Source organism: Prochlorococcus marinus CUG1435 (assembly GCA_017644375.1).
GTDB classification, from domain to species: domain Bacteria; phylum Cyanobacteriota; class Cyanobacteriia; order PCC-6307; family Cyanobiaceae; genus Prochlorococcus_A; species Prochlorococcus_A marinus_AH.
Genome location: JAEPLP010000002.1, coordinates 1 through 23,514 on the forward strand (window position 1 = coordinate 1; position 23,514 = coordinate 23,514).

Annotated in this window: 23 protein-coding genes and 1 tRNA gene; 16 read left to right on the forward strand and 8 right to left on the reverse strand. The window is 28.4% G+C overall.

Features of this window, described 5'->3' with window-relative positions:
• The first annotated feature begins 339 nt into the window (after nt 1–339).
• Nucleotides 340–489 carry a hypothetical protein gene (locus tag JJ844_08945; GenBank protein MBO6975804.1) on the forward strand — a complete coding sequence of 50 codons (150 nt, stop codon included), beginning with the start codon at nt 340–342 and terminating at the stop codon, nt 487–489.
• Nucleotides 490–656: 167 nt separating this feature from the next.
• Here the strand turns inward: JJ844_08945 and JJ844_08950 are convergent, their stop codons facing one another.
• Both JJ844_08950 and JJ844_08955 read right to left on the reverse strand, forming a co-directional pair.
• Complete coding sequence (locus tag JJ844_08950) at nt 657–764, reverse strand: high light inducible protein (GenBank protein ID MBO6975805.1); 108 nt, start codon at nt 762–764, stop codon at nt 657–659.
• 492 nt (nt 765–1,256) lie between these two features.
• Nucleotides 1,257–1,328, reverse strand: a tRNA-Lys gene (locus JJ844_08955).
• Between the two features lie 176 nt (nt 1,329–1,504).
• Between JJ844_08955 and JJ844_08960 the strand changes: the two genes are divergently transcribed.
• The 4 genes from JJ844_08960 to JJ844_08975 are packed head-to-tail and all read left to right on the forward strand — an operon-like array spanning nt 1,505 to nt 5,137.
• A complete protein-coding gene (locus JJ844_08960) occupies nt 1,505–1,621 on the forward strand; it encodes a photosystem II protein Y (protein ID MBO6975806.1) in 117 nt (38 codons plus the stop codon).
• Between the two features lie 6 nt (nt 1,622–1,627).
• On the forward strand, nt 1,628–3,040 hold the full coding sequence (gene trmFO / locus JJ844_08965; GenBank protein ID MBO6975807.1) for a methylenetetrahydrofolate--tRNA-(uracil(54)-C(5))-methyltransferase (FADH(2)-oxidizing) TrmFO: 1,413 nt from the start codon (nt 1,628–1,630) through the stop codon (nt 3,038–3,040).
• Nucleotides 3,041–3,064: 24 nt separating this feature from the next.
• Nucleotides 3,065–4,609: a carotene isomerase gene (crtH, locus tag JJ844_08970; GenBank protein ID MBO6975808.1), complete on the forward strand. Its 1,545-nt coding sequence runs from the start codon at nt 3,065–3,067 to the stop codon at nt 4,607–4,609.
• A gap of 15 nt (nt 4,610–4,624) precedes the next feature.
• Nucleotides 4,625–5,137 (forward strand): hypothetical protein, encoded by a 513-nt coding sequence (locus JJ844_08975; GenBank protein MBO6975809.1) that lies wholly within the window; start codon nt 4,625–4,627, stop codon nt 5,135–5,137.
• On the opposite strand, the gene JJ844_08980 is transcribed toward JJ844_08975, so the two are convergent.
• Complete coding sequence (locus JJ844_08980) at nt 5,134–5,871, reverse strand: response regulator transcription factor (protein MBO6975810.1); 738 nt, start codon at nt 5,869–5,871, stop codon at nt 5,134–5,136. The two genes, JJ844_08975 and JJ844_08980, sit on opposite strands and share 4 nt — an antisense overlap.
• A gap of 86 nt (nt 5,872–5,957) precedes the next feature.
• Between JJ844_08980 and JJ844_08985 the strand changes: the two genes are divergently transcribed.
• On the forward strand, nt 5,958–6,227 hold the full coding sequence (locus JJ844_08985) for a hypothetical protein (protein ID MBO6975811.1): 270 nt from the start codon (nt 5,958–5,960) through the stop codon (nt 6,225–6,227).
• Between the two features lie 52 nt (nt 6,228–6,279).
• On the opposite strand, the gene grxD is transcribed toward JJ844_08985, so the two are convergent.
• The 4 genes from grxD to JJ844_09005 are packed head-to-tail and all read right to left on the reverse strand — an operon-like array spanning nt 6,280 to nt 8,023.
• Nucleotides 6,280–6,603, reverse strand: coding sequence for a Grx4 family monothiol glutaredoxin (gene grxD / locus JJ844_08990; protein ID MBO6975812.1), 324 nt, complete (start codon nt 6,601–6,603; stop codon nt 6,280–6,282).
• Between the two features lie 3 nt (nt 6,604–6,606).
• The gene (locus JJ844_08995) at nt 6,607–6,837 is read right to left on the reverse strand and encodes a BolA family transcriptional regulator (GenBank protein MBO6975813.1); all 231 of its coding nucleotides are present in this window, start codon (nt 6,835–6,837) and stop codon (nt 6,607–6,609) included.
• A gap of 9 nt (nt 6,838–6,846) precedes the next feature.
• Nucleotides 6,847–7,365 carry a hypothetical protein gene (locus tag JJ844_09000; protein MBO6975814.1) on the reverse strand — a complete coding sequence of 173 codons (519 nt, stop codon included), beginning with the start codon at nt 7,363–7,365 and terminating at the stop codon, nt 6,847–6,849.
• A gap of 43 nt (nt 7,366–7,408) precedes the next feature.
• The gene (locus JJ844_09005) at nt 7,409–8,023 is read right to left on the reverse strand and encodes a 1-acyl-sn-glycerol-3-phosphate acyltransferase (protein MBO6975815.1); all 615 of its coding nucleotides are present in this window, start codon (nt 8,021–8,023) and stop codon (nt 7,409–7,411) included.
• A 147-nt stretch (nt 8,024–8,170) separates the two neighbouring features.
• Between JJ844_09005 and JJ844_09010 the strand changes: the two genes are divergently transcribed.
• The 9 genes from JJ844_09010 (at nt 8,171) to JJ844_09050 (ending at nt 22,238) form a co-directional block, all read left to right on the forward strand.
• The gene (locus tag JJ844_09010) at nt 8,171–8,887 is read left to right on the forward strand and encodes a pyridoxine 5'-phosphate synthase (protein ID MBO6975816.1); all 717 of its coding nucleotides are present in this window, start codon (nt 8,171–8,173) and stop codon (nt 8,885–8,887) included.
• Nucleotides 8,888–8,895: 8 nt separating this feature from the next.
• A complete protein-coding gene (locus JJ844_09015; GenBank protein ID MBO6975817.1) occupies nt 8,896–9,213 on the forward strand; it encodes a DUF2488 family protein in 318 nt (105 codons plus the stop codon).
• Nucleotides 9,214–9,230: 17 nt separating this feature from the next.
• A complete protein-coding gene (locus tag JJ844_09020; protein ID MBO6975818.1) occupies nt 9,231–12,413 on the forward strand; it encodes an exodeoxyribonuclease V subunit gamma in 3,183 nt (1,060 codons plus the stop codon).
• Nucleotides 12,414–12,416: 3 nt separating this feature from the next.
• Nucleotides 12,417–12,890, forward strand: a complete 474-nt coding sequence (locus JJ844_09025; protein MBO6975819.1) for a DUF1295 domain-containing protein — start codon at nt 12,417–12,419, stop codon at nt 12,888–12,890.
• 12 nt (nt 12,891–12,902) lie between these two features.
• Nucleotides 12,903–16,529 carry a UvrD-helicase domain-containing protein gene (locus JJ844_09030; protein ID MBO6975820.1) on the forward strand — a complete coding sequence of 1,209 codons (3,627 nt, stop codon included), beginning with the start codon at nt 12,903–12,905 and terminating at the stop codon, nt 16,527–16,529.
• 1 nt (nt 16,530) lies between these two features.
• Complete coding sequence (locus JJ844_09035) at nt 16,531–18,231, forward strand: AAA family ATPase (protein ID MBO6975821.1); 1,701 nt, start codon at nt 16,531–16,533, stop codon at nt 18,229–18,231.
• Between the two features lie 138 nt (nt 18,232–18,369).
• The gene (locus JJ844_09040) at nt 18,370–20,151 is read left to right on the forward strand and encodes a DEAD/DEAH box helicase (protein ID MBO6975822.1); all 1,782 of its coding nucleotides are present in this window, start codon (nt 18,370–18,372) and stop codon (nt 20,149–20,151) included.
• A gap of 9 nt (nt 20,152–20,160) precedes the next feature.
• A complete protein-coding gene (locus JJ844_09045) occupies nt 20,161–20,454 on the forward strand; it encodes a hypothetical protein (protein ID MBO6975823.1) in 294 nt (97 codons plus the stop codon).
• A gap of 11 nt (nt 20,455–20,465) precedes the next feature.
• Entirely contained in the window at nt 20,466–22,238 is a 1,773-nt protein-coding gene (locus JJ844_09050) for an ABC transporter ATP-binding protein (GenBank protein MBO6975824.1), read from the forward strand.
• A gap of 14 nt (nt 22,239–22,252) precedes the next feature.
• Here the strand turns inward: JJ844_09050 and JJ844_09055 are convergent, their stop codons facing one another.
• Nucleotides 22,253–22,810, reverse strand: coding sequence for a photosystem II reaction center PsbP family protein (locus JJ844_09055; GenBank protein ID MBO6975825.1), 558 nt, complete (start codon nt 22,808–22,810; stop codon nt 22,253–22,255).
• Between the two features lie 103 nt (nt 22,811–22,913).
• On the opposite strand from JJ844_09055, the gene recR reads away from it, so the two are divergent.
• Nucleotides 22,914–23,513 (forward strand): recombination protein RecR, encoded by a 600-nt coding sequence (gene recR / locus JJ844_09060; protein ID MBO6975826.1) that lies wholly within the window; start codon nt 22,914–22,916, stop codon nt 23,511–23,513.
• Nucleotide 23,514: the final 1 nt, after the last annotated feature.

Below are 23,514 nucleotides of genomic sequence, written 5' to 3' on the forward strand. Positions count from 1 at the left end.
ATGAAAGAGACCTCAGCTGAGGGAATCGATGATGAAAAAGGTTTAATGGTTAAGACTTCATTCAGCTTCTAAATTTAATTATCTAATTTAGAAAATCTCCTATACATTCAAAGACCTGCTTTTATTAGCAGGTCTTTTTTTATTTCATGAAATATTTTTTGTAATGCGTTTTTTTTTAATCTAGTTTTTATTTAGGATCATAGATAAGTATTTTTTTAGTAGCTTAAATATCTTCTCTAATTATTTTAAGCATTTGGTATTTTTAAAAACTAATCTTATTTAATAGTTTAAATAAATTATTAGGATTAATATCAATAGTATATGTAAAGATTTTAAGAGATGGTCCCAATATTTAAATGCTTAATTTGTAAAAAAGATATAGAGAGGTCAACTAAAACTTTTTGGAAAAAAAAAGGACATTTGTTATGTTCAACTTGCTTAGATAATATAGAAGAAAATACAAAAAAAAATAAAAGCCTTGAGTCATAAGGCCTTTATTTTGCACGAATATTTTAAGCATTGTACATGCTTGATTTGTTCAGCTAAAAAAATTAATGAGGAATAAGCGATCAGACAATTTAAATTAAACTATCATTTGATGTTTTTGCTAATATCCAATGAATTTTTGTATTCTCTATAAGATTGGTTGTTAAAACCTAGAACCAACCTGGAATGATTTGACCAGTGGTTACGTATGCGCCAACAGCTGCAACGAAACCTAACATTGCTGCCCAACCAGTAAAACGTTCTGCTTCAGGAGTCATAATAATAAAATAATTTATGTGTACTATTGTAACAGGATTCATGAAGCTTTGTAAAGTATTTTTTTAATTTTTCAAAAAAAATAGTATTTAAAAAAGGCTCGAAACTAATTATTTACAGAAATGATACATATATGTGTTCGTTATTAATTTTTTTTCTGGAAAACTTCAGGAATATTTGGGCAGGAAATTCTTTAGTTGTTGATTTGTGGCTTAAATTGAATTTCGTAATTATAACTCTTTCTATTTCCACGTCTTGATGAGGCTTTAAATTGTATTTGTATTTTGATTCCTAAATAATAAGGGTAGGATATTGTTCTTTAAAATTTATTAAAAAATTCACTAAATTTATTTGTGGCAAATAAGTAATCCGCCACATTGTGTGACGAACAATTAAATAATAATAGCCAAATAAATATATAATACCTATGCAACTTTCATAATTATATTCTTTTTACAATCTATATATTAATAATTTACTCAATTAATTAGATGTGGGTCGCCTGAGATTCGAACTCAGGACCAGCCGGTTAAAAGCCGGATGCTCTACCACTGAGCTAGCGACCCATTATGTAAAATTGAGTACATTAAAAATTATCCCTTTTAAAGGCAAAAAAAACAACTTATTATCCTAAACTGGACAATTGAAAAACAATTCTTAACTTATAAGATAAAAGATTAAAAATTCTCTCTTTATTTTCAGTTGAAAGCTAAAATGATATATGAGTTATTAATTTACTAAGATGTTGAGAACTATTGTAGTGTTTGCACCAATTATCGCGGCTCTTGCTTGGGTCATATTCAATATACAAAAACCTGCAAGGGAACAATTTAACAGAGATTTTTTGGGTAAGGATTAATTTAGTTTGATAGAAAAAAAAATAATAGTAATTGGGGCAGGTCTTGCAGGATCGGAGGCTGCCTGGCAAATAGCCAATAGAGGTATACCGGTTAAGTTAGTTGAGATGAGACCGATCTCTTCAACCCCAGCACATCATACTGAAGAGTTTGGAGAACTTGTATGTAGCAATAGTTTTGGGTCCTTGAGTCAGGATAGAGCTTCTGGTCTTCTGCAAGAAGAATTAAGAACATTCAACTCTTTAATAATTAAAACAGCAGATGAATTCTCAGTTCCTGCTGGAGGAGCTTTAGCCGTGGATAGATCAAAATTCAGTAAACGTTTGACAGAGTTATTAGCAAATCATCCTTTTGTTGAAATTTTAAGAATTGAACAATTAGATTTACCACAAGCAGATAACATTACTGTACTTGCCACTGGCCCATTAACATCAGAAAAACTGGCGAGTAAAATTAGAAATTTTACAGGCTTAGAGTCTTGCCATTTTTTTGATGCAGCAAGTCCTATTATTTATGGGGATTCCATTAATCAAGAAATAATATTTAAAGCAAGCAGATATGACAAAGGAGATCCGGCCTATTTCAACTGTCCGATGAATAAAAGTGAATATCTGAATTTTAGGGATGAATTAATTCGTGGCCAACAGGCCTCTTTAAAGGATTTCGAAAAAGAAACAGCAAACTTTTTTGAAGCTTGTTTGCCAATTGAAGAAATAGCAAGGAGAGGGATTGACACTATGAGATTTGGTCCTTTGAAATCTATAGGTTTATGGAATCCAGAATGGGGAGATTTATTTGATAGGCAAAACAGATTAAAGAAAAGGCCTCATGCAATTGTTCAATTAAGAAAGGAAGATCTAGATGGTAAATTACTAAATATGGTTGGATTCCAAACAAATTTAAAATGGTCTGAACAAAAAAGAATTTTTAGAATGATACCAGGTTTAGAAAAAGCTGAGTTTGTTCGTTTTGGAGTAATGCACAGAAATACTTTTTTAGAATCTCCCAAATTACTCTTGCCAACACTTCAATTTTTAAAAAGAAAAACACTTCTTGCTGCTGGTCAAATTACTGGGACAGAAGGTTATGCTGCCGCTGCTGCTGGAGGTCTTTTAGCAGGAATTAATGCCTCACTTTTAATTAAAAATAAAAGTCCAGTAATTTTCCCTAATGAATCAATGATTGGTGCTTTGGTACATTTTATAAGTAATAAAAATCAAATTATCTCTAACCGAAAAAAAAATCAATTTCAACCCATGCCGGCCTCGTTTGGCTTGATGCCCGAATTAACTTGCAAAATAAAAGATAAAAAATTAAGGTATAAAGCATATAAGGAAAGATCTCTAAGGTTATTGCAGGAATTTAAAAAAAATTTGGATTCTTATTTAGAAAAAGATCAATTACTTCTTAAGATTTACTAATATGGATTATTCGATATTTTTAAAATGAAATCCAATAAAGAAAATTTCGATGCGATTATTATCGGCTCAGGAATAGGGGGATTGGTAACTGCATCCCAGTTAGCTTCTAAAGGTGCTGAGGTGTTAGTCCTGGAAAAATATATTATTCCAGGGGGTAGTGGAGGATCTTTTAAAAGAAAAGGTTATACTTTTGACGTTGGGGCCTCAATGATTTTTGGCTTTGGTGAAAAAGGTTATACAAATTTACTAACACGAGCTCTAAAAGACGTAAATGAGAAATGCGAAACGATTCCAGATCCTGTTCAATTGGAATATCACTTACCAAATAGATTTAGTATTTCTGTTGATAGAGAATATGAGAAATTTATTAATAAACTAACTAAACGTTTCCCTCATGAAAAAGAGGGAATAAAGAAATTTTATGAAACTTGTGCCATCGTTTTTAATTGCCTAGATTCAATGCCACTATTATCGATAGAGGATCCTGCTTACCTTTTTAAAGTTTTCCTAAAATCACCATTATCTTGCTTAGGTTTAGCTAGATGGCTACCAGTAAATGCTGGAGATGTTGCACGCAAGTTTATAAAAGATCCCGAACTTTTGAGATTTATTGACATTGAATGTTTCTGTTGGTCAGTAATGCCAGCTATTAAAACTCCTATGATCAATGCAGGAATGGTTTTTACTGATCGTCATGTTGGGGGTATAAATTATCCAAAGGGAGGTGTAGGAATAATTGCAGAAAAATTGGTGTCTGGTATTGAGAAATTAGGAAGTAAGGTTAGATATAAAGCTAATGTAACTGAAATACTTTTAAAAGATAAAAAAGCAGTAGGAGTTAAGTTGTCAAGCGGAGAAGAAATTTACTCAAATATTGTGGTTTCCAATTCTACAAGATGGGATACTTTTGGAATTAATAAAAAAAACAAAGGATTAATTAATTTTAGTAATATCCCAAAAAGTGAATATAAGTGGTCAAAAACTTATAAACCCTCTCCCTCTTTTGTCTCAATTCATCTTGGAGTAGATAAAAGTTTGTTAATTGAAGACTTTAATTGTCATCATATTATTGTTGAGAATTGGGGAGAATTAGAAAATGAAAAAGGTGTGATATTTGTTTCAATTCCAACTTTGTTGGATCCATCTTTAGCGCCAGAAGGTAAACATATTATTCATGCCTTTACGCCATCTTCAATTAGGGAATGGGAAAATCTATCAAGGAAAGAGTACTTAGAAAAAAAAGAAAATTATTTTTCATTTTTAGTTGAAAAGATTTCTAAAATTATCCCCAACCTAGATAAAAATATTGACCATAAAGAAATTGGGACCCCAAAGACACATAAAAAGTTCCTTGGAAGATATGAGGGAAGTTACGGCCCAATTCCAACCAAAAAGTTACTTGGACTTCTTCCGATGCCTTTTAACACTACTAAAATTAAAAACTTGTACTGTGTAGGGGATTCATGTTTCCCAGGGCAAGGTCTTAATGCAGTTGCTTTTAGTGGATACGCATGCGCTCATAAAATAGGGGCAAAATTAAACCTTAACAGTTTAAATTTGCCAGACTGAAACAGTATTTGATTAATGATTGAAAAGTTTGAAACTCTATTTGTTGTAAAAAGTTCTTTGATTTCCCTATATTTAGCGCTTACAATTCCTATTCCATTTTTAGCAAGCGATGAATTAAAAATATTTTCTTTAAGTTTGTTTTTTTTAGGATTATTTTTTATAAGTAGTATAACTAATGATTATGTAGAAACTAACGATAAAAAAATTTACTATAAAACAAGTATTCTTTCTAATCTATTCGGGAAGAAAAATTGGGAAATCTCGTGGAAAGATATTAAATTAATAAAATCTCGCCCAACTAGCCAAGGTAGTAAAGTTTTTTACTTTACATTAAATAATGACCAAAATTATTTAGTTCCCCAAAGAATAGAAAATTTAGGAGAACTCTTATCTTTGATTTCTCAAAAAACAAATCTTGATATCGATGTAAAGCAAATATCCTATATTTCCCCTCTATGGACTTATAAATTACTTACATGGTTATCAGTCCTAATGATTATTGGAGAAATAATATTATTCTTGGTTTAGATATTATCAATACTAAATCTGTATCCTTGTTGTCTAACTGTTGTTATACCTCCACCTTCTCCTAAGCCTGCCTGTTCTAGTTTTCTTCGCAAAGTTAAAACTTGAGTATCTACTGACCTTGGTCCCCCACTAAATGGAGGCCAGGCCATCCTCAAGAGTTCCTGTCTGCTTCTAACCATCCCTGGAGGCATAAGAAGCGCACAAAGCAAAGCAAACTCTCTAGGGCTTAATTCCACGGGTTTCTCACTTAATGTGACCTGTCTAAGGAGAAGATGGACTTCTAAAGGTCCAACTTCAACTTTTTCTTGTAGCCCAATTCTGCCTCTTTTCAAAAGTGTTCTGCATCTTGCAGCTAATTCTTCAAGACCAAATGGTTTTCTGAGAACATCATCGGCTCCCTCATCTAGTAAATTGACTAATGCTTCAACGCCTGATCTGGCAGTTAAAACAATAACAGAGCATCCTAACTGTTGGGCTAGCCTCATCGCAGTGTTATGTTCAAGAATTTCGGCACTGACCAAAAGGTCAGGTGATTGTTCTCTACAAAGGTCTACAGCTTCTGCCGCGGATCCGACTGCTGCAGCTAGGTGACCATCTTGACGAAGTCTTTGTACAAGGACAGTTCTTAGTGTGGGGTGAGGTTCAACAACAAGAACTCTTGAGGGAGTCTGAGAGTTCGTAGGCAATTGTGTGTTACCAGGGGTTGAAGCTAAGATTTGCTCAGTTGACTGCATTCTTAATTACTGTTGGGCCAGGCAATTTTTTATCATCCTTAATAAGGTATAACAAATGCTAAAAGAAAATCAGAATCTATCTAATTATGACATCATTTGAAAATCCTAAAGCAATTCGTCATTTTCAGTCAATTTGCGATAACTGCCAAGACTTGGTTAGTCGTTTTCATTCCCCGTTAGACCTCAAATTATATTGTGATGGTTATCTCCAAGCATTAAGGAATTGCAGTAGTTTAGAGCAGAGAGATCAGGATAAATTAGAAAGATTAATAGAAAGATGGATTTTAGATCCATCAAGTTTTATTGAGCCTGGTGGTGACGAAAACAAAGGTTTTTTTTACAAAAAAATAATCTAAAATATTAATTTTTATTAACTTAAGTCAGTATTTATACTTATTATTAATTGTTTTAGGATGCCAATTCAATTTCAATTTTTTCTTTTAAGGTGCCAGAGTTGTACATCTCGATAAGGATGTCTGATCCTCCAAGAAATTCACCTTTTAAATAAACTTGAGGGATAGTTGGCCAATCTGAATATTCTTTAATGCCCTCTCTTACCTCAAAATCACTAAGAACATCAAAAGTACTAAATTCAACCCCTAGAGAGTTTAGAATTTGAACTACGTTATTTGAAAATCCGCATTGGGGCATTAATTTTGTACCTTTCATGAAAACCATAATTGGATTTGATTCTATTAGGTTTTTGATTTTATCTTTAATAAGATTTTCCATGATTTAATTGGGGGTTTCTGTTTTTACAGCAAGTGCATGAATAGCCTCTGAGGCTAATTCTTCTTTTAAGGCAGAATAGACTAACTGATGTTGTTTAACTAATGATAATCCATTGAACCTAGATGAAATTACCGTCACTTGTAAATGATCATTTCCCTTAAGGTTTTCAACTTTTACTTTGGAATCTGGTAACTTGTTTAAAATTAAACTTATGACTTTTGAATTGGAAATCATGATACTCAATTAAAATCCTTTATAACTTGTCTCAACGAAACCAAGTTCTAATAAATCTTCATATGCTTCTTTACCTTCAGTACTATTTGGAGACATTAATCTTATTGTCTCAACCAGTAAAGGTACCGCCACCTCAGGTTGTTTTTTCCTTTTATATAAAGAAGCTAACCTAGCATTTGATTGTGCCCATATTTTAATAGATTTCCTTCCTTTTTTTTCCATTTCGAGTGGAATTCTTGCATCTAAACCTTTGAATGAACCATTGAGATCTCTATAGAATCCAGCGAGTTGTCTAGCTAAATTCCTCGCCTTATCATAAGTTTGCTTTGCTTTTTCAAAATCACCTTTAGTTACAAGTTTGTCACCTGTAGTTAAGTAATCTTGGACATCGGAGATAGATAACTTTTTGTTTGTACTTGAAAGAACCTTATATTCATTTGGGTTTTTGCTTTCCGCATAAGATTGGATCATAAAAGGTGATATCCCAAAAAAAATAAAAATTATCGGGATCGTTCTCAAGAATTTCATATTCTCATTATTGTTAATTTATTAATATTAACTGATAATGGATTTATCGACCTACATTTTTTAATGCTACTTGTTCTGCGGTATGCATTCTATTTTTGAGAGTTTTATTAAATTCCTCTATTGATAAATTGGGATTTTTATTTACTAACAAAGGCTCTCCAAAGCATAAGGTAACTTTGCTTCTAATTTTCGGAGATACTTGGCTATAGCCAATTCCTATTGGAAGTATAAATATCGAATTGGTTTTTTTAGATGCTAATAGGGCCAACCTATATAACCCATCTTTAAGTTTTAAATTTTTACCGTATTTATTAATTCTTCCTTCAGGGAAAATTACCAGTTGTTTCTTTTTTATTATTAGGTCTACTGCAAATCTTAATACGGAAAGAGAAGGAGATAACTGATCAATTGAAAAGCAACCAAGTCTTTTTAAAAACCAACCTTGGAATCCTTTCATTTCAGATTTTGTGACCATAAATCTACAATCTTTACCAGTAACTCTTCTACCCATTGCCTTAGCAATAATTAATCCGTCCCATCTTGATCTATGGGTTGGGGCCAAAATAATTGAAGAATCCTTTGGTATTTTAAAAATTTTATTTTTAATTTTTATGTCACTAAAAAAAATCTTTATTACAATGTCCTGGGTAAGGAGCATAGCTAAAAAACCTAAAAAAGGATTTATATCATTAGATTTTTTTTCCAAATTCAATTTACTAAATATTAATAATTTATAGGTTTGTAATTTTTTATTAGCTATTATTGGGCGGTTACTAGATTGTCTAGAAACTAAGATCTTGAAATTATGACTACTTTAGGAGTAAACATTGACCATATTGCAAATGTAAGGCAAGCAAGGAAAACTATAGAGCCAGACCCTGTTCAATTTGCTTTTTTAGCTGAATTAGGAGGAGCAGATTCAATAACAGTCCACTTAAGAGAGGATAGGAGACATATTCAAGATAGAGATGTATTTCTTTTGAAAGAAACTATAAAAACAAAACTAAATTTAGAGATGGCTGCTACAGAAGAAATGTTAGAAATAGCTAAAAAGGTTGTTCCTGATTGCGTAACACTTGTACCAGAGAAAAGGGAGGAGGTTACTACAGAAGGCGGGTTGGATGTAAAAAGTAATATAAAGTATCTAAGTAATTTTGTTGAAAATTTAAAAGATTCAAATATTGAAGTGAGTGCGTTTATTGATCCAATTTTTGATCAGATCAATTACTCAAAAGAAGTAGGGTTTGATTTTATAGAATTACACACTGGTAGATATTCCGAACTAACAGGTTATGATCAAAACAAAGAGCTTCAAAGGATTATGGAGGCTACACATAATGCAAATGACCTGGGATTAGTTGTTAATGCTGGTCATGGACTTAACTACAATAATGTTAAAAAAATTGCATCAATTAACAATATGAATGAGTTAAACATAGGCCATAGTATTGTTGCAAGGGCTTTAGCAGTAGGATTAGAAAAGTCAGTTAGTGAAATGAAGTCACTTATTACATCAAATTAAAGTTCAAAATGACAACTTATTATTTCGTCGCGGCAAGTGAAAAGTTTTTGACAGTTGAAGAACCACTTGAAGAGATTTTGAAAGAAAGGGAAAGGAATTATAAAGAAAACAATAAAGAAATAGATTTTTGGTTTTTAAAAAATCCATCATTTTTGCAAACCGCCCGATTTTCTGATCTAAAAGCAAAGATTCCATCACCCCCAGCAGTTATTTTATCAACGGATAGAAAATTTATAACTTTCTTAAAGTTGCGTTTAGAGTTTGTTGCTGTGGGGGAATTCGAATGTCCTAATGCAGAAATAATTGATCCATTTAAAGTTGAGTAATATAACTATCTAGTAAATTGCTCAATCTTTATAAGTCAAATAAAATTGAAGTAATTAGTGAGCTGTTAGCAGAGGAATTAAAAATATGTCCTCCGCCTATAAATGAGAAATTAGAAATAGTTGTCCCCAATTACTTTTTTGGGAATTGGTTACGTGAACAAATAACTATAAAAAACAAAATAAGTGCTCTTTATGAATTAAAGACAATATCAACATATACCGAATCTTTATTGACAAATTTTTTCCCTGTAATTGATATGAGCGCATGGAATTATGAGTCAATTAAATGGGGCATTATTGATTCCTTGGAAGAATTAAATAGCTTTAAAGAATCATTTCCGCTTAGAAATTGGATTAATAAATATTTGGATAATAAAAAGACAATTGATGGAGATATATATAATCTGACAAAAAAGATCACAAATAATTTTATTGATTATCTGATTTTTAGACCTGAAATGATTGCTCAATGGAATAGATATGAAATTAATTCATCTAATTTATTTAAGAATTTAAACTCAGATCAATTTTGGCAACCTATTTTATACAAATTAATAGAGGAAAAGATATCTGAAAAGCCATCATGTTTATACATGATTGAAGTAATAAAGAATTTAAGAAAAATTAAAAACATTCAATTTCAATTACCAAATCAAATTTATATTTTTTCTGATAATAATTTATCTAAACTACATATTAATTTTTATTCAGAACTTTCAAAATTTATTAAAGTAAATTTGTATTTATTATCTCCTGGAGAAGATTTATGGAATAGAATAAATTGTCTTGAAGGTGAGTTGGAATTTGATGATAATGAAAGTAAATTGAATTTAAATAATAAAAATATAGAGAAAATATTTGGTAAATTTGGAGCAAACTTTCAGAAATTAATTGATGAAAATATTTATACAGAGGGTATAAATTTTAAAAATAATCTTATTTATCTCGATCCAATAACTAATTTTCATAATAAAAAAGATATTCCTCTTCTTAATCAAATACAAAAAAGACTAATTGATAATAATAGCTTTGATTTTATAGTAAGTGAAAGGGATGATTCAATATTACTTTGTGAGCATTTTAATCAGAATAGTCAATTTGAATATTTAAGAAATAAAATTATAGAAATAATTAATTCTTGCGAGAATATTAAATATAGTGATATTGCTGTTTTATCTCCACAAACTAATTTAATTAAACCTTATCTAAGGTACATCTTTAATAATGAGTTAATTAATGGTGAGAAGATACCTTATTTTTTTATTGATGAGGATAATCATGACTCTTTAGGTATTTATGAATTTCTAATTGACATCACTGAAATAGCAAGTGAAAAAATTACACTTGAAAAAATAGATTATATTCTTTCGAAAAAAGTAACTCAGAACATTTTTGATTTTAATATTACTGAGAAGGATGAAATTATTTTCTTACTTTCCCAAGCGGGTTTTCATTGGGGTTTAGATGATAAAGAAAGATTAGGTGAAGAGAAAAATACTCTAGATTGGTGTATAAATAGAATTATTTTAGGCTTAATTTATGACAAAGAAGTAAATTTAAGTACTTTTAATTTAAAACCATTCAGCTATAAAAATATAAGTTTGGATTTGAATAAATGGGTTAAAATATTAATTCATTTTAAAAAATATATTAATTTGATGAGGGGATCTTTTTCTTACTCGAATTGGGTGGAAAAGATAAAGTTTATATTAAAAAGTATTGCTGATTCTAATGCAAATTTCAATTTAGAAATAAGTGAAATAAATAGAATTCTTGATAATCACGAAATACCTTTAATACCTGATGATCTTATCTTGTTAAAAGTTTTTAGAGAAATATTAATTTCTTGCATAAATAAAGTTAAATATCAAAGCAAATCACGAGTCAACAAGATCCTAGTAAGTGATATTGAGAATTCAAGGCATATTCCACATAAGGTTATCTTCCTAATAGACATGAATAGTGTTAATTATCCAAAATTACCAAAGAGTGAAAACATTAATTTATTAAAAAACAAATATCATTTGGGTGATCCATCTGTTTTTGAAAGAGAGAAATATGCATTTCTGGAGTTGTTAATTGCCTGCAGAGATAAATTTATAGTTACTTGGGTAAAAAATGATAAAGATAATAAAAAATTAGATGTTTCTTTTCCTATAAAAGAGTTGATTTCTTTTTTTGATAGTTTTTTAAACCAAAGCCAAAGAGAAATAATAATTAAAGATTTTGATTTAAATAAAAATGAAATAATTGATCTTGATAAATCTAAGATTGTTAAAAGTAATTATTCTTTAATAGAAGATATAAATTGGAATGAAAAAAAATCTGATATTAAAAATTACAAATTATCAGAATTGATTTATTGGTTCAAGACTCCACAAAAATATTGGCTTAATAAAAACAATATTTCTCCCAAAGAAATATTTATTCATCATCCAGACGAGGAGTATGTAAGCAATCTGCAAAAGTCGCAACTAATTACAAAAATAATCCAGCAAGTAGAGATTGATAATCATAATATTATTGATTATTTAAATGAATTAAATATTAATGATCAATTGGCTGAAAATGGTATTATAATGCCCAAAAATAGTATTTTCACAAAAGAAAAAGAAATCAAAGAATTATTGAGCAGTCTATCTGCAAGTTTGAGTCAACATAAAAAGATTAATAAAATCTATGTTAAGTTAAATGCGAATAAAGAAGAATATTTAATCGCTGATGACACAGTAATTGAATTAATTAATGCGAAGTTAAGTTTAAGTCGTTTGACTGAGGCTTGGATAAAATTACTCTTTATATCTTCTTTAAAGAGGAATATAAAAAGGACTAAAGTTATTTTTAGAACAGAAAATAATTATAAATCGCAAATTATTCAATCACCCGGAGCAACTGAATCAAATCTAATTTTGGAGGATTACATAAATATTTTTAAAAATTATTCTGAAAAATGTTTACCTCTTCCTCCAGAAAGTTCTTATAAATATGTAGAAGCAAAAATAAAATCAAAAAATGAAAAAAAAGCTTTTACAGATAAATGGATTGGTAATAACAATTTTTCTAAAGGAGAAAGAGATAATATCGAAATGAAAATGTGTTTTGGTAATGAAAAAGAACCAGATTTCTTTCTTGGAAATAACAATTTTGATCAATTATCATACAGATTATATGGTCCTCTAATTAAAGCATTTAAGAAATAAAAAATGTCTCAATTTCAGTTAAAAAAATTTTTAAAAGATTCTCATGATTTAATGCTTGTTTTTTTACAGTTCTTTATTATTAGTCTTCATTTTTTTCAATGGAAATTTCTTCCACAAAAACAAATAATTCAAGCAAGTTCTTTTTCTTATTTCCTAGGTATTTTAATTATCATAATCGCTTTTATAATAATGTTAGTTTCAATTAAAGACTTAGGTAAAAATTTATCCCCTTTCCCAAGACCTATAAACAATAGCAATCTAGTTACTACAGGTATTTATCGATTTATGCGTCATCCTATGTACTATTCTTTAATATTTATTTCCATTGGAGTTTTTGTAACAAAATTATCTATTTATTATTTATTTTTGACAATAAGCTTAGCTTTAATAATTAAATTTAAGATTGCCATGGAAGAGAAATATTTAATGAATAAATTTAAGAATTACTTACTTTATAAAAATGAGGTCAAAGTTTAATTTAATAAAGAAATGGATATTAATCAAATTAAATTAGATAATAACTTTAAATTAGTAGAAGCAAGTGCAGGAACAGGTAAAAGTTTCTCTTTGGCTCATATAGTTTTAAGAAATGTTTTGGAGAAAAAAGTTAAACCAGATGAGATACTTTTGCTAAGTTTTACAAAAAATACTTGTTCTGAATTAAGAGATAAAATACTCTCGAGATTTCATGAATTAAAATTATATTTGAAAAGTCATAATGAAAGTAAGGTAGATAATACTCTTAAGGATTGGTATCTAAATTTTAAGGATAAAGATAAATCTGAGGAAAAAATAATTTCCGAAATTGATAATTTTGTAAATCAATTCTATAAGTTAAAAGTAACAACGTTCCATGCTTTTTGTAATAATATTATTGATGAATATAGTATTGAAATAGGTGTAACTCAGGATCCATATATTGAGAATAATATTGATAATTTGTATAAAGATGTAATAGATAATTTGTGGATTGATGATTTTCTGAATCTTAATCATGAGCTTATTTCAGCAGTTAACCAAAAAAAAATAAGTTCTAGATTTGGAAGTAGGATCAATAAGTCATTTTTTGTAGAAATTTTAAAAAATATAGATCAAGAAAATATCTGTAAATTTCATATAAATAATAAATATAAGATTATTGATTTAAATGATTATTTTAATGAATATTTTTATTTAAATTGGAATGATTTTTGTTTTGAATGGAATAAGAAAGGTAAGGAATTATTTTTACAACTCAAAGAGTTAGGAAAATTAATTAAGGAGAGTGGTGGAAAAAGTCAAATATATGCTGCAAAACCAAGAAATGATAAGTTTAATCAAATAAATTGTTGGATTGAAGAGATTAACAAAAGGCTTAATTCTAAAAATGTTATTGATTTTATATATGATATTTCTAAGGATGATCTTTTATCTAAATATTTTTATATTGAAAATATATCTAAAGAAATTAATAAACATAATCTAAAATTAGATTTTACTAAATTTAATTTATTACAAGATAAAATTTATAAAATAAAAGAAGGTTTCTTTACTGAATTTGTAAGAATATTTACCCAATTAGCTTATATAAAATTAATTGAATTAAAGAAAAGTTTTTCTATTTTCAACTTCAATGATCTTATAAAGACTGTAGAAAATACATTTCTAGATTCGGAAATTAGTAATAGTAATACTCTATCTAAAATTCAAAAAAGGTTTAAATGTGTCTTAGTTGATGAGTTCCAAGATACTGATATTACTCAGTGGAATTTAATAAAAAAGTTCTTTAATACAAAAAATCATTTTTTACTTTGCGTAGGTGATCCAAAACAAGCGATTTACAAATTTAGAGGTGGAGATATTGAAACTTACTTAGATGCAAGATCTAATGCAATCCAAGTTTTTAGTCTCACAGATAACTATAGATCTTCAAAAGAGTTAATCGATGTTCTTAATACACTTTATAAGAATGGACTTAAACAATCAAAACTAAACTATAGTAAATTAACCTCAAGAATTAATGAAAGTATCAACCCTAAATTTAAATTTAAGGATGTATTTGAAATTGTAGAATTTTCAAAAAAAGAGACTGATATAGAGGATCTTGTAACTAATTACATAGTTAACTTTATTTTAAAAAATAAGGAAATTGATATTAATAAAATTGCGATTCTTACATTAAATAATTCGCAATGCTTAGATTTTAAAAAAAAATTAAATCAGTTTAACCTCCCATGCAAAATTCAAAATAAACAAAATATTTTTGATACAGAAGCAAGTTCTCTACTATTTTTATTTATTGAATGTTTATTAAATCCGAGGTCTTTTAAAAATATAACTTTGCTTGCTGCTTCAAAGTTTATAGAAATAAAATTAGAAGATTTACTTGATCATGGAATTAGTAATAATTTAGAAATTTTAATTAATAAATGCATTACTTGGTCCGAAGAACTAAGAGAAAAAGGTTTTTTAAACATTGTTAATGAACTACTTATAAATTACAAGTCATCCTCGATTATTCAAGATTCAGATTTAAATTCAAATTTATTTCAACTTTCAGAAATTGTTGAAATTGAATTAATAAATAATGATTTTGATCTCAATATAGTCTTCAACTGGTATAAAAATCAGTTAGATCATATTTTAAGAATTTCTACTGGAGAAGATTTTTTGACGAAAGATTATAATCTTCAAAATGGAATAAATCTTTCTACCATTCATAGTAGTAAGGGCCTCGAATTTGAAATAGTCCTATGTCCATATCTTTCAATTATTTCAAATAAGTCAAATAAAATTAAAGGACCTCTTTGGAAATCAAATATTGATAGAAATATATACGTTAATATCTCTAATAATTACGCTAAGGTTGAAAAATTTAAATTAATAGAAGAAGAAGATTTATTTAAAGAGAGTGAGAGGTTAATTTATGTAGCACTTACAAGGAGCAAATATAAACTTATTGTTTTTAATGATTTAGAGGATACAAATAATATTTTAAATAATGATTTACTTAATAATTTGGAAAATATCAATATTTATAAGTCTACTTTTGAAGTCAGGATAGAAAAAGAGAAAATAAAAGATATTTTTTCTAAGTTCCAAACCAACCGATTGAATAATAATCTTTGGAAAATCGATAAAGTTAATAAAAAAATATCTAATGTATTTAATTCTGATCAATTTATTTCTTATTCAAGTTATTCTTCTTGGATACGTAAAGATAAAAATATTTATGAAGTCTCTTATCAATATAAAGATTATGAAGAAAGTATATCAATTATTAAAGATTCTAATTTTAAGAATTCAAAGAATTATCCTAATTATTTTTCTTATCCAAATCCCTTAAGTGAATTTCCAAAAGGAACTATTGCTGGTACTTGCCTGCACAAAATAATAGAAAGATTTGAATTTAGAAACGATAATAATCAAGAATTAATTGATTTAATTATTGAAGAATTGAACTTTCATCAAATCGATACTTCTTTGGCTTTTAAAGTAAAAGATGCGATTTTAAGAATCATAAATATATCTTTAGGAAGAGAATTACAAAATAAGAAACTAGTTGATATCCCAAATGAATACTTAATTAAGGAACTCAAATATGATTTAACCCTATCTTATGAAGGTAGAAATATTAATTCTAATGATATATCAAATTGCTTTTTTTTAGATAAGGAATATGAATTTGGTGAAGAATATGCAAATAAAATAAAAGATCTTCAAATTATGAATAAAGGCTTTCATTCAGGATGTATTGATTGTGTTTTCCCTGTAGGAAATAAATTAGAAGATAGTAAATGGTGGGTAATTGATTGGAAAAGTAATTTTATTTCTGGTAGTGATAATAGTGATTGTTTACCTAGAAACTATAACTATGAAAACATGAGAAATGAAATGATTAAACATCATTATCCATTGCAATCTCATCTTTATTTATTAGCATTGCATAGATTATTAAAGTGGCGACTTAAAAATTATCAACCACATAAACATCTAGGAGGATATATTTATTTGTTTTTAAAGGGATTACCAGATTTTGAATTATTTGAAAAATCTAAGTCTGAAGATATATCTCCAGGTATTTTTATTAGCAAAGCACCTTTAAAAAGAATTAATTATTTAGATAACCTTTTTTAGAATGACTAAAATTACAAATATTGAATATTTCCAATACGATCATATATTTAATTTAATCTTAGGTATTTTCAAATTTAGTGAAAAAAAATATGGAAATTTCGTAAAAGATGTAATAAAAATTTTATTAGAGTTTGAAAAAAATGGTGAAACTATTATTGATGTTGATAATAGTTTAATAATCTTTGAATTATTAGAAGATGGCTGGCCCAATAAACATATAGATGTTCTAAAAAATATAGGTTTGATTGGTTCCCTTCATTCTCCATTCGTATTGATAAATAGAAAATTATCCTTATCAAAATGGTCAAAAAAGATAGAAAGAGTTATTAATTTATTTCTAAAAAAAATAGATACCGATAATTTAATGAACTCAATAATTTATAAAGATGATAATAAAATTGATCAGATTAAAAATATATTTAAATATTCAAACTTAGTTTTCCTTCAAGGAGGACCAGGTACGGGTAAAACCACTTTAATAATAAAGTTAATACTAGAACTCCTTCAAATTGATAACTTTTTAAATATTGGTTTGTCTGCTCCAACTGGTAAAGCTACAGCTCGTTTGAAAGAAGCTCTTAATTATAAAAACAATATTTCCTTTAGCAAATTTCTAGACCAAATAGAATTTCAAACTTTACATAGATGGATTTTAAATTCTCAAAATAAATCTCTTAAGTTGAAATTTAAACTAAAAGAGCTTGATATTTTCATAATTGATGAAATGTCAATGGTTAATATCGATTTGATTGAATCAGTTTTAAATTTGCTAGCAAACGACTGTAAAATTATTTTAGTTGGAGATAAAAATCAATTGTCTCCAGTAAATAACTGTTCTATATGGAATTATTTGTTTGAATATTCAGATAATAGTTCAATTAAATCTTGTGTAGTAAATTTAGAAAAAACTTATAGAAATATTGGAGATATAGCATTAATTAGTAGTTTAATATTCAATAATGATTTTTCTTTACTTAATCAAAAGATAAAAGAATTAGAAAAAGATAATAATTCAAAAGAAATTACTATTTCAAAGAGTAGAGAAAAAGATATTCCAAAAGATCTATTATTTTCGATTACAAGTCATCTAAAACAGTTAAATATTTCAACTTCAAATTTAAGTAAAAAAAAATATATATTTGATGAGAGTATTGATAATTTATTGCTTAATGAAAAAGATTTAGTAGATAAGATATTTCTGAATTTACAAAGTTACTTGATTTTATGCGAAAAAAATTCTGGAATATGGAGTGTTGAATATTTGAATGAAATTGTTTTTGGTCAAAAAAAACCCTATGACCTTAAAATTCTTAAAGAGGGTGTTCCGATAATGTGTACAAAAAATAATAATGAACTTGGATTATCAAATGGTGATATCGGAGTGCTTATAGGTTTAAAAAATAAAAGAAAATATCTTTTTAGAAAATTTAATGATAATAACGAAGAAATTGTCGCATTAATTGATCCATCTAATTTAGAAAATGTTGTACCAGCAATAGCAATTACTATTCATAAATCTCAAGGAAGTGAATCTGAAAAAGTAAACATTTTGTGGTCCCAAAATTATAGAAGAAATCAATATGCTGTAAAAGAAAAAAAAGATAATCAAAATATCTTTTGTAGAGATAATTTTGAAAGAAGGTTATTTTATACTGCTGTTACAAGAGCGAAAAAATCTTTAAATATATATTATTTAAATTAAATTTTATTTTTGAGAAATTGGTAATATCTTAACCTCAAGATGTTAGATTAATAATTCGGCTCTGTAAGGCTAATCAACAATTTAAGTCAATTTAGATATTTGTTGAATGCCTAATCAGAAGATTATTAGGCATTTAAAATGGCTTTAAAAAAAGATGGCAACTCTCTTAGTAGTGAGCAGGAAAAGTCTCAGAATGAAGATTCTTCCCTACTAGAGTTCAAGAACTTAGATAACAAAAAAGAAATTGAATCTCAACTATTAGAAGTATCGAAAGAAGATGATAATGAGAATGGATTTCTCGATTTTGGGTTTAATCAATCGATCTTAAACTCGTTAATAAATAAAGGATATAAAAATCCAACTCCCATCCAAAAAGCTGCAATTCCCGAACTGATGTTAGGCAGGGATTTACTAGGTCAAGCACAAACAGGAACAGGAAAGACTGCAGCTTTCGCACTACCATTAATAGAAAAACTTACAGATAATAAAGAATTAAATGCCAAGGTTTTAGTTATGACTCCTACAAGAGAATTAGCAACTCAAGTGGCAGAATCTTTTAAAAGTTATAGTTCTGAATCTAGTAATTTTAAGACTGTTGCAATATATGGAGGTACCGACTATCGAAATCAAATTTCTGCATTAAAAAGAAAAGTTGATGTAGTAGTTGGGACCCCAGGCCGAATAATGGATCATATAAGGCAGGGGACTTTTAAAATTAAAGATATAAATTGTCTTGTTTTAGATGAGGCAGATGAAATGTTAAATATGGGTTTTCTTGAAGATATTGAATGGATAATAGATCAACTTCCAGAAAATAAGCAGATGGTATTGTTTTCAGCAACAATGCCTAGTGAGATAAGAAATATAGCAAAAAAATATCTAAATGATCCCGCTGAAATATTAATCAAAAGTGTCAAAAAAGAAACTCAATTAATTTCGCAAAAATTTCTATATGTACAAAGGCATCATAAGTTGGATGCTTTAAAAAGAATACTAGAACTTAATAGCGAGGGAGTAATTATTTTTGTTAGGACAAAACTACTTACTACTTCAATAGCTGAAGCTTTAGAGAATTCAGGTCATACTGTGGCAGTACTTAATGGAGATATACCTCAAAATCAAAGAGAAAATACTGTAGATAGATTGAAAAAAGGATTTATTAATATCCTTGTTGCAACTGATGTCGCAGCTAGAGGATTAGATGTTGAGAGGATAAAACTTGTTGTTAATTACGATTTTCCTTTTGACAAGGAAACATATACTCATAGAATTGGAAGAACTGGAAGGGCAGGCAGATCAGGAGAAGCAATTCTATTTGTTAATCAAAGAGAAAAACATTTTCTAAGAAACTTAGAAAACTCAACAAGAACCAAGATTGAAGAAATTGATATACCAAGTAATAAAATAATAAATGAAAAAAGGATGGAGAAACTTATAGATAATGTTAATGAGAGTTCTTTAGCTAAAGATGAAAATGAAGAAAATAAAGCTTTGATTATTGATGTACTAGATAATTTAAAAGAAAAATACTCTATGGATGACTCAAATATTGCAATGGCGGCAATTAATTTAGTAATAGGTAATAAATCATTTTTTGTTAATGACGATGATTCTTGGATTAATAAACAAAATAATACTGATCGAAATAGATCAAATAGAAATAGTAATAATCGTATGAGAAATTCAAATAGAAGAAATAATTATCAAAATGATTCTTTTGAAACCTACAAATTTAACTTTGGTAAATTTGACGGAGTTAGAGTTGCAAATATTATATCCTCAATCTGTAATTCAACTAATATAAATGGAAGATCCATTGGGAAGATACAGATTTTCAATGATTACAGTTTGGTAGATTTACCCAGAGATCTGCATAGAGAAACTAAAAATAAATTAAAAAAAATTAAAGTCAGAAACTAGTCATAGAAAATGAAAGCTAGCAAATATAATTTCTTTATTTTTGTGAATCTGATAATACTATTCAACTCCTTTAATAGTTCTTATCTAGCTCAAACGAAAGAAAATTCAATCATAAAATTATTTTGTCTTCAGAGTGTCAAAGAGGAGATGATGAAAGCAAAAATGATATATAGTGAAGAAATTGCGAATGAAACTTGTGATTGTTACTACCAAGAATTTATGCAAACTGCAAGTCATCAAGATGCAAAAACAAAATGTAAATTAGAAACTATAGAAAATTTAAATCATAATAGAAAAATTTAATTATTATTTTTATGAGGTCTAAGAACAATCAAAATCCAATAATTAGACTTTATTTGAATCTGATTGAGGAAAGAAGGTTACTATTTTTTGCTTTTCTTAGTTCCATAATTAATAAAATATTAGATTTAGCTCCCCCTGTAATAATTGGTCTTGCAGTGGATATCGTTGTTAAGGAACAGAATTCATGGATTGCTGGTTTTGGAATAAAAGAAGTTCCAGCACAATTGATTTTTCTCGCATTTGCTTCAGGAATAGTTTGGTCTGGCGAATCCTCCTTTGAATATTTATATTCGATTTTATGGAGAAATTTAGCTCAGCTATCGCAACATAAATTAAGAATAAAAGCTTATGAGCATATCCAGGAATTGGATATGGATTTTTTTGAAAATGATAATACTGGAAGGCTATTATCTATTTTGAATGATGATATAAATCAACTAGAGAGATTTCTAGACCAAGGGGCTAATCAGATTATTCAGTTATTTATAACTGTCTTAATAATTGGGGGCACTATGATTTTTGTCGCTCCAAAAATCGCTTTGTTTGCTTTCTTTCCTATTCCAATTATATTTTTAGGATCAATTAAATTTCAAAGGAAGCTTGCTCCAAAATACAGAGATGTTAGAAATAAAGCTGGACTTTTGGCATCAAGGCTTAATAATAATTTAAGTGGAATTTTAACCATAAAAAGTTTTACTAAAGAAAAATGGGAGCTAAATAGATTAAATAAAGAAAGTCTCGATTATCAAAGAAGTAATAAGGCTGCAATAAAATTATCTTCTGCTTTTATACCTCTTATAAGGTTTGCAATTTTATTTGCTTTTATAGCGATTCTATTAATTGGAGGTTTCCAAACTTGGAACAAGACACTTGATGTAGGTACTTATAGTTTTTTAGTGTTTATTACACAAAGACTATTATGGCCTTTAACTACTTTGGGGCATGTTTTAGATGATTTTCAAAGATCTATGGCTTCAATAGATAGAGTAATTGATCTCATAGATACGCCTATAAAAATAAAAGATGGAAAAATAAAAATTGAACCTAAAGATATCAAAGGAGAAATTATTTTTAATAATGTAAATTTTAATTATCCTGGACGAGATTTAACTTTAAAAAACATAAATTTCGAAATTGAAAATAACTCAACATTAGGAATTGTTGGTTTAACAGGTTCTGGGAAAAGTACAATAATAAAACTACTACTCAGAATTTATGATAGTAATAATGGGGCAATAACCTTGGATGGGGTTTCTATTAAAGAAATAAATTTGAGGGATTTAAGAAAGTGTATCTCTTTAGTAAGTCAAGAAACTTATTTATTTCATGGCAGTGTACAAGAAAATATTGCTTATGGCTCAATCAACCCAAGTCTTAAAGATATTATTAAAGCTTCAAAGATTGCGGAAGCTCATAAATTTATTGAACAATTACCAGATGGTTATAAAACTATAGTGGGGGAAAGGGGCCAAAGGCTCTCAGGCGGGCAACGTCAAAGAATTGCCTTGGCGAGAGCTGTTTTAAAGGATGCTCCAATATTAATTTTAGATGAAGCTACAGCTTCAGTTGATAATGAAACAGAGGCTTTAATTCAAAAATCGTTATCTAAAATCACAAAAGAAAGAACAACTATAGTAATAGCTCATAGATTAAGCACTATAAAAAATGCGGATAATATTGTAGTTATAGATAAAGGTAAAATAGTAGAAAGCGGAAAACATGAAAAACTATTAGATCAGAACAAAATATATGCTGACTTGTGGAATGTTCAAGTAGGAATCTAGTATTAATTTCTAAACTATATTAAGAAGTTAAATGATTCAATTACGTTACTAAACATACCGTCAACTTTATTCCACCTTTCCTCATTTGTTCCAACAGCGAAAGTGTAAAGTGTTCCTCTATCAATTACGACAGTAGCTAATTCATGTCTTGCCTGTTCATTTAAATTTAATTCATACTCTAAATCATAGAAAATATGATTGGATGCCTCCCTTTTATTGGCATTTATAAGTTTTACCTCTCTACCTGAACCTTCGGGAGCAATGACTTTATCAATTAATGTTTGACCTACTTCACTTGGGCTTCCTAATTGCTCTAATTGAACATCTTTATTGACATCAGAAATAACTAAACTTAAGGTCTCATTACTATTTATTAAATCATGATAAATAATTTCAGGTCCTCCATCGACTTTTACTCTAGTCCATCCTGTTGGATATAAAAAGGCATATCTACCATCTGGACTTTGATAAGCTTCTAATCCCGCATTTAGTCCGCCACTACAAGCACTAAGTGTCAAGCACAAAAAAACCAAAAATAAATATTTAAAAGGGTTAAATTTAATATTTTTCATTTTGTTTGAAATTACTAACTAAAAACATAATAAGACATTAAAAGCAAACAATTATGGCAATTCGGAATTTTGCGTCTAAATTATCTCTAGAAATAGTTTAATTTTGATTACTTATACCAAACCACTTTCAAAATTAATCGGTCATTTTGAGAAATTCCCAGGGATTGGTCCAAGAACAGCGCAACGATTAGCCCTGTTTATTTTAAAACAACCTGAAAGTACAATAAGAGAATTTTCAAAGGCTCTGTTAGAAGCACATAGTAATGTTGGTCGTTGCAAAAAATGTTTCAATTTGACTTCAGAAGATGAATGCGAAATTTGTAAAAATACCGAAAGGAATCAAAAACTAATCTGTGTAGTAGCAGAAACTAAAGATTTGCTCGCTTTGGAGCGCGCCAGAGAATTTAAAGGTGTTTACCATGTTATTGGTGGTTTAATATCCCCAATGGATTCTGTTGGCCCCGAACTCTTAGAAATAAGAAGCTTGGTAGAAAGAGTTAGTCATTCTGAAATAGATGAGATCATATTGGCATTGACCCCAAGTGTTGAGGGAGATACAACAAGTCTTTATATTGGAAAATTGTTAGCCCCTTTTACTAAAGTTACGAGGATTGCATATGGGCTCCCAATGGGTAGTGAACTTGAATATGTGGATGAAGTTACACTTGCAAGGGCCTTAGAAGGAAGAACAAAACTAAATTAGA

What these genes read in the sequence shown, in the direction of transcription:
- JJ844_08945 (MBO6975804.1), top strand. Translation starts at nt 340, where the DNA reads ATGGTCCCAATATTTAAATGCTTAATTTGTAAAAAAGATATAGAGAGG.
- JJ844_08950 (MBO6975805.1), bottom strand. Translation starts at nt 764, where the DNA reads ATGACTCCTGAAGCAGAACGTTTTACTGGTTGGGCAGCAATGTTAGGT.
- JJ844_08960 (MBO6975806.1), top strand. Translation starts at nt 1,505, where the DNA reads ATGTTGAGAACTATTGTAGTGTTTGCACCAATTATCGCGGCTCTTGCT.
- crtH (MBO6975808.1), top strand. Translation starts at nt 3,065, where the DNA reads ATGAAATCCAATAAAGAAAATTTCGATGCGATTATTATCGGCTCAGGA.
- JJ844_08975 (MBO6975809.1), top strand. Translation starts at nt 4,625, where the DNA reads ATGATTGAAAAGTTTGAAACTCTATTTGTTGTAAAAAGTTCTTTGATT.
- JJ844_08980 (MBO6975810.1), bottom strand. Translation starts at nt 5,871, where the DNA reads ATGCAGTCAACTGAGCAAATCTTAGCTTCAACCCCTGGTAACACACAA.
- JJ844_08985 (MBO6975811.1), top strand. Translation starts at nt 5,958, where the DNA reads ATGACATCATTTGAAAATCCTAAAGCAATTCGTCATTTTCAGTCAATT.
- grxD (MBO6975812.1), bottom strand. Translation starts at nt 6,603, where the DNA reads ATGGAAAATCTTATTAAAGATAAAATCAAAAACCTAATAGAATCAAAT.
- JJ844_08995 (MBO6975813.1), bottom strand. Translation starts at nt 6,837, where the DNA reads ATGATTTCCAATTCAAAAGTCATAAGTTTAATTTTAAACAAGTTACCA.
- JJ844_09000 (MBO6975814.1), bottom strand. Translation starts at nt 7,365, where the DNA reads ATGAAATTCTTGAGAACGATCCCGATAATTTTTATTTTTTTTGGGATA.
- JJ844_09005 (MBO6975815.1), bottom strand. Translation starts at nt 8,023, where the DNA reads ATGCTCCTTACCCAGGACATTGTAATAAAGATTTTTTTTAGTGACATA.
- JJ844_09010 (MBO6975816.1), top strand. Translation starts at nt 8,171, where the DNA reads ATGACTACTTTAGGAGTAAACATTGACCATATTGCAAATGTAAGGCAA.
- JJ844_09015 (MBO6975817.1), top strand. Translation starts at nt 8,896, where the DNA reads ATGACAACTTATTATTTCGTCGCGGCAAGTGAAAAGTTTTTGACAGTT.
- JJ844_09025 (MBO6975819.1), top strand. Translation starts at nt 12,417, where the DNA reads ATGTCTCAATTTCAGTTAAAAAAATTTTTAAAAGATTCTCATGATTTA.
- JJ844_09030 (MBO6975820.1), top strand. Translation starts at nt 12,903, where the DNA reads ATGGATATTAATCAAATTAAATTAGATAATAACTTTAAATTAGTAGAA.
- JJ844_09035 (MBO6975821.1), top strand. Translation starts at nt 16,531, where the DNA reads ATGACTAAAATTACAAATATTGAATATTTCCAATACGATCATATATTT.
- JJ844_09040 (MBO6975822.1), top strand. Translation starts at nt 18,370, where the DNA reads ATGGCTTTAAAAAAAGATGGCAACTCTCTTAGTAGTGAGCAGGAAAAG.
- JJ844_09045 (MBO6975823.1), top strand. Translation starts at nt 20,161, where the DNA reads ATGAAAGCTAGCAAATATAATTTCTTTATTTTTGTGAATCTGATAATA.
- JJ844_09050 (MBO6975824.1), top strand. Translation starts at nt 20,466, where the DNA reads ATGAGGTCTAAGAACAATCAAAATCCAATAATTAGACTTTATTTGAAT.
- JJ844_09055 (MBO6975825.1), bottom strand. Translation starts at nt 22,810, where the DNA reads ATGAAAAATATTAAATTTAACCCTTTTAAATATTTATTTTTGGTTTTT.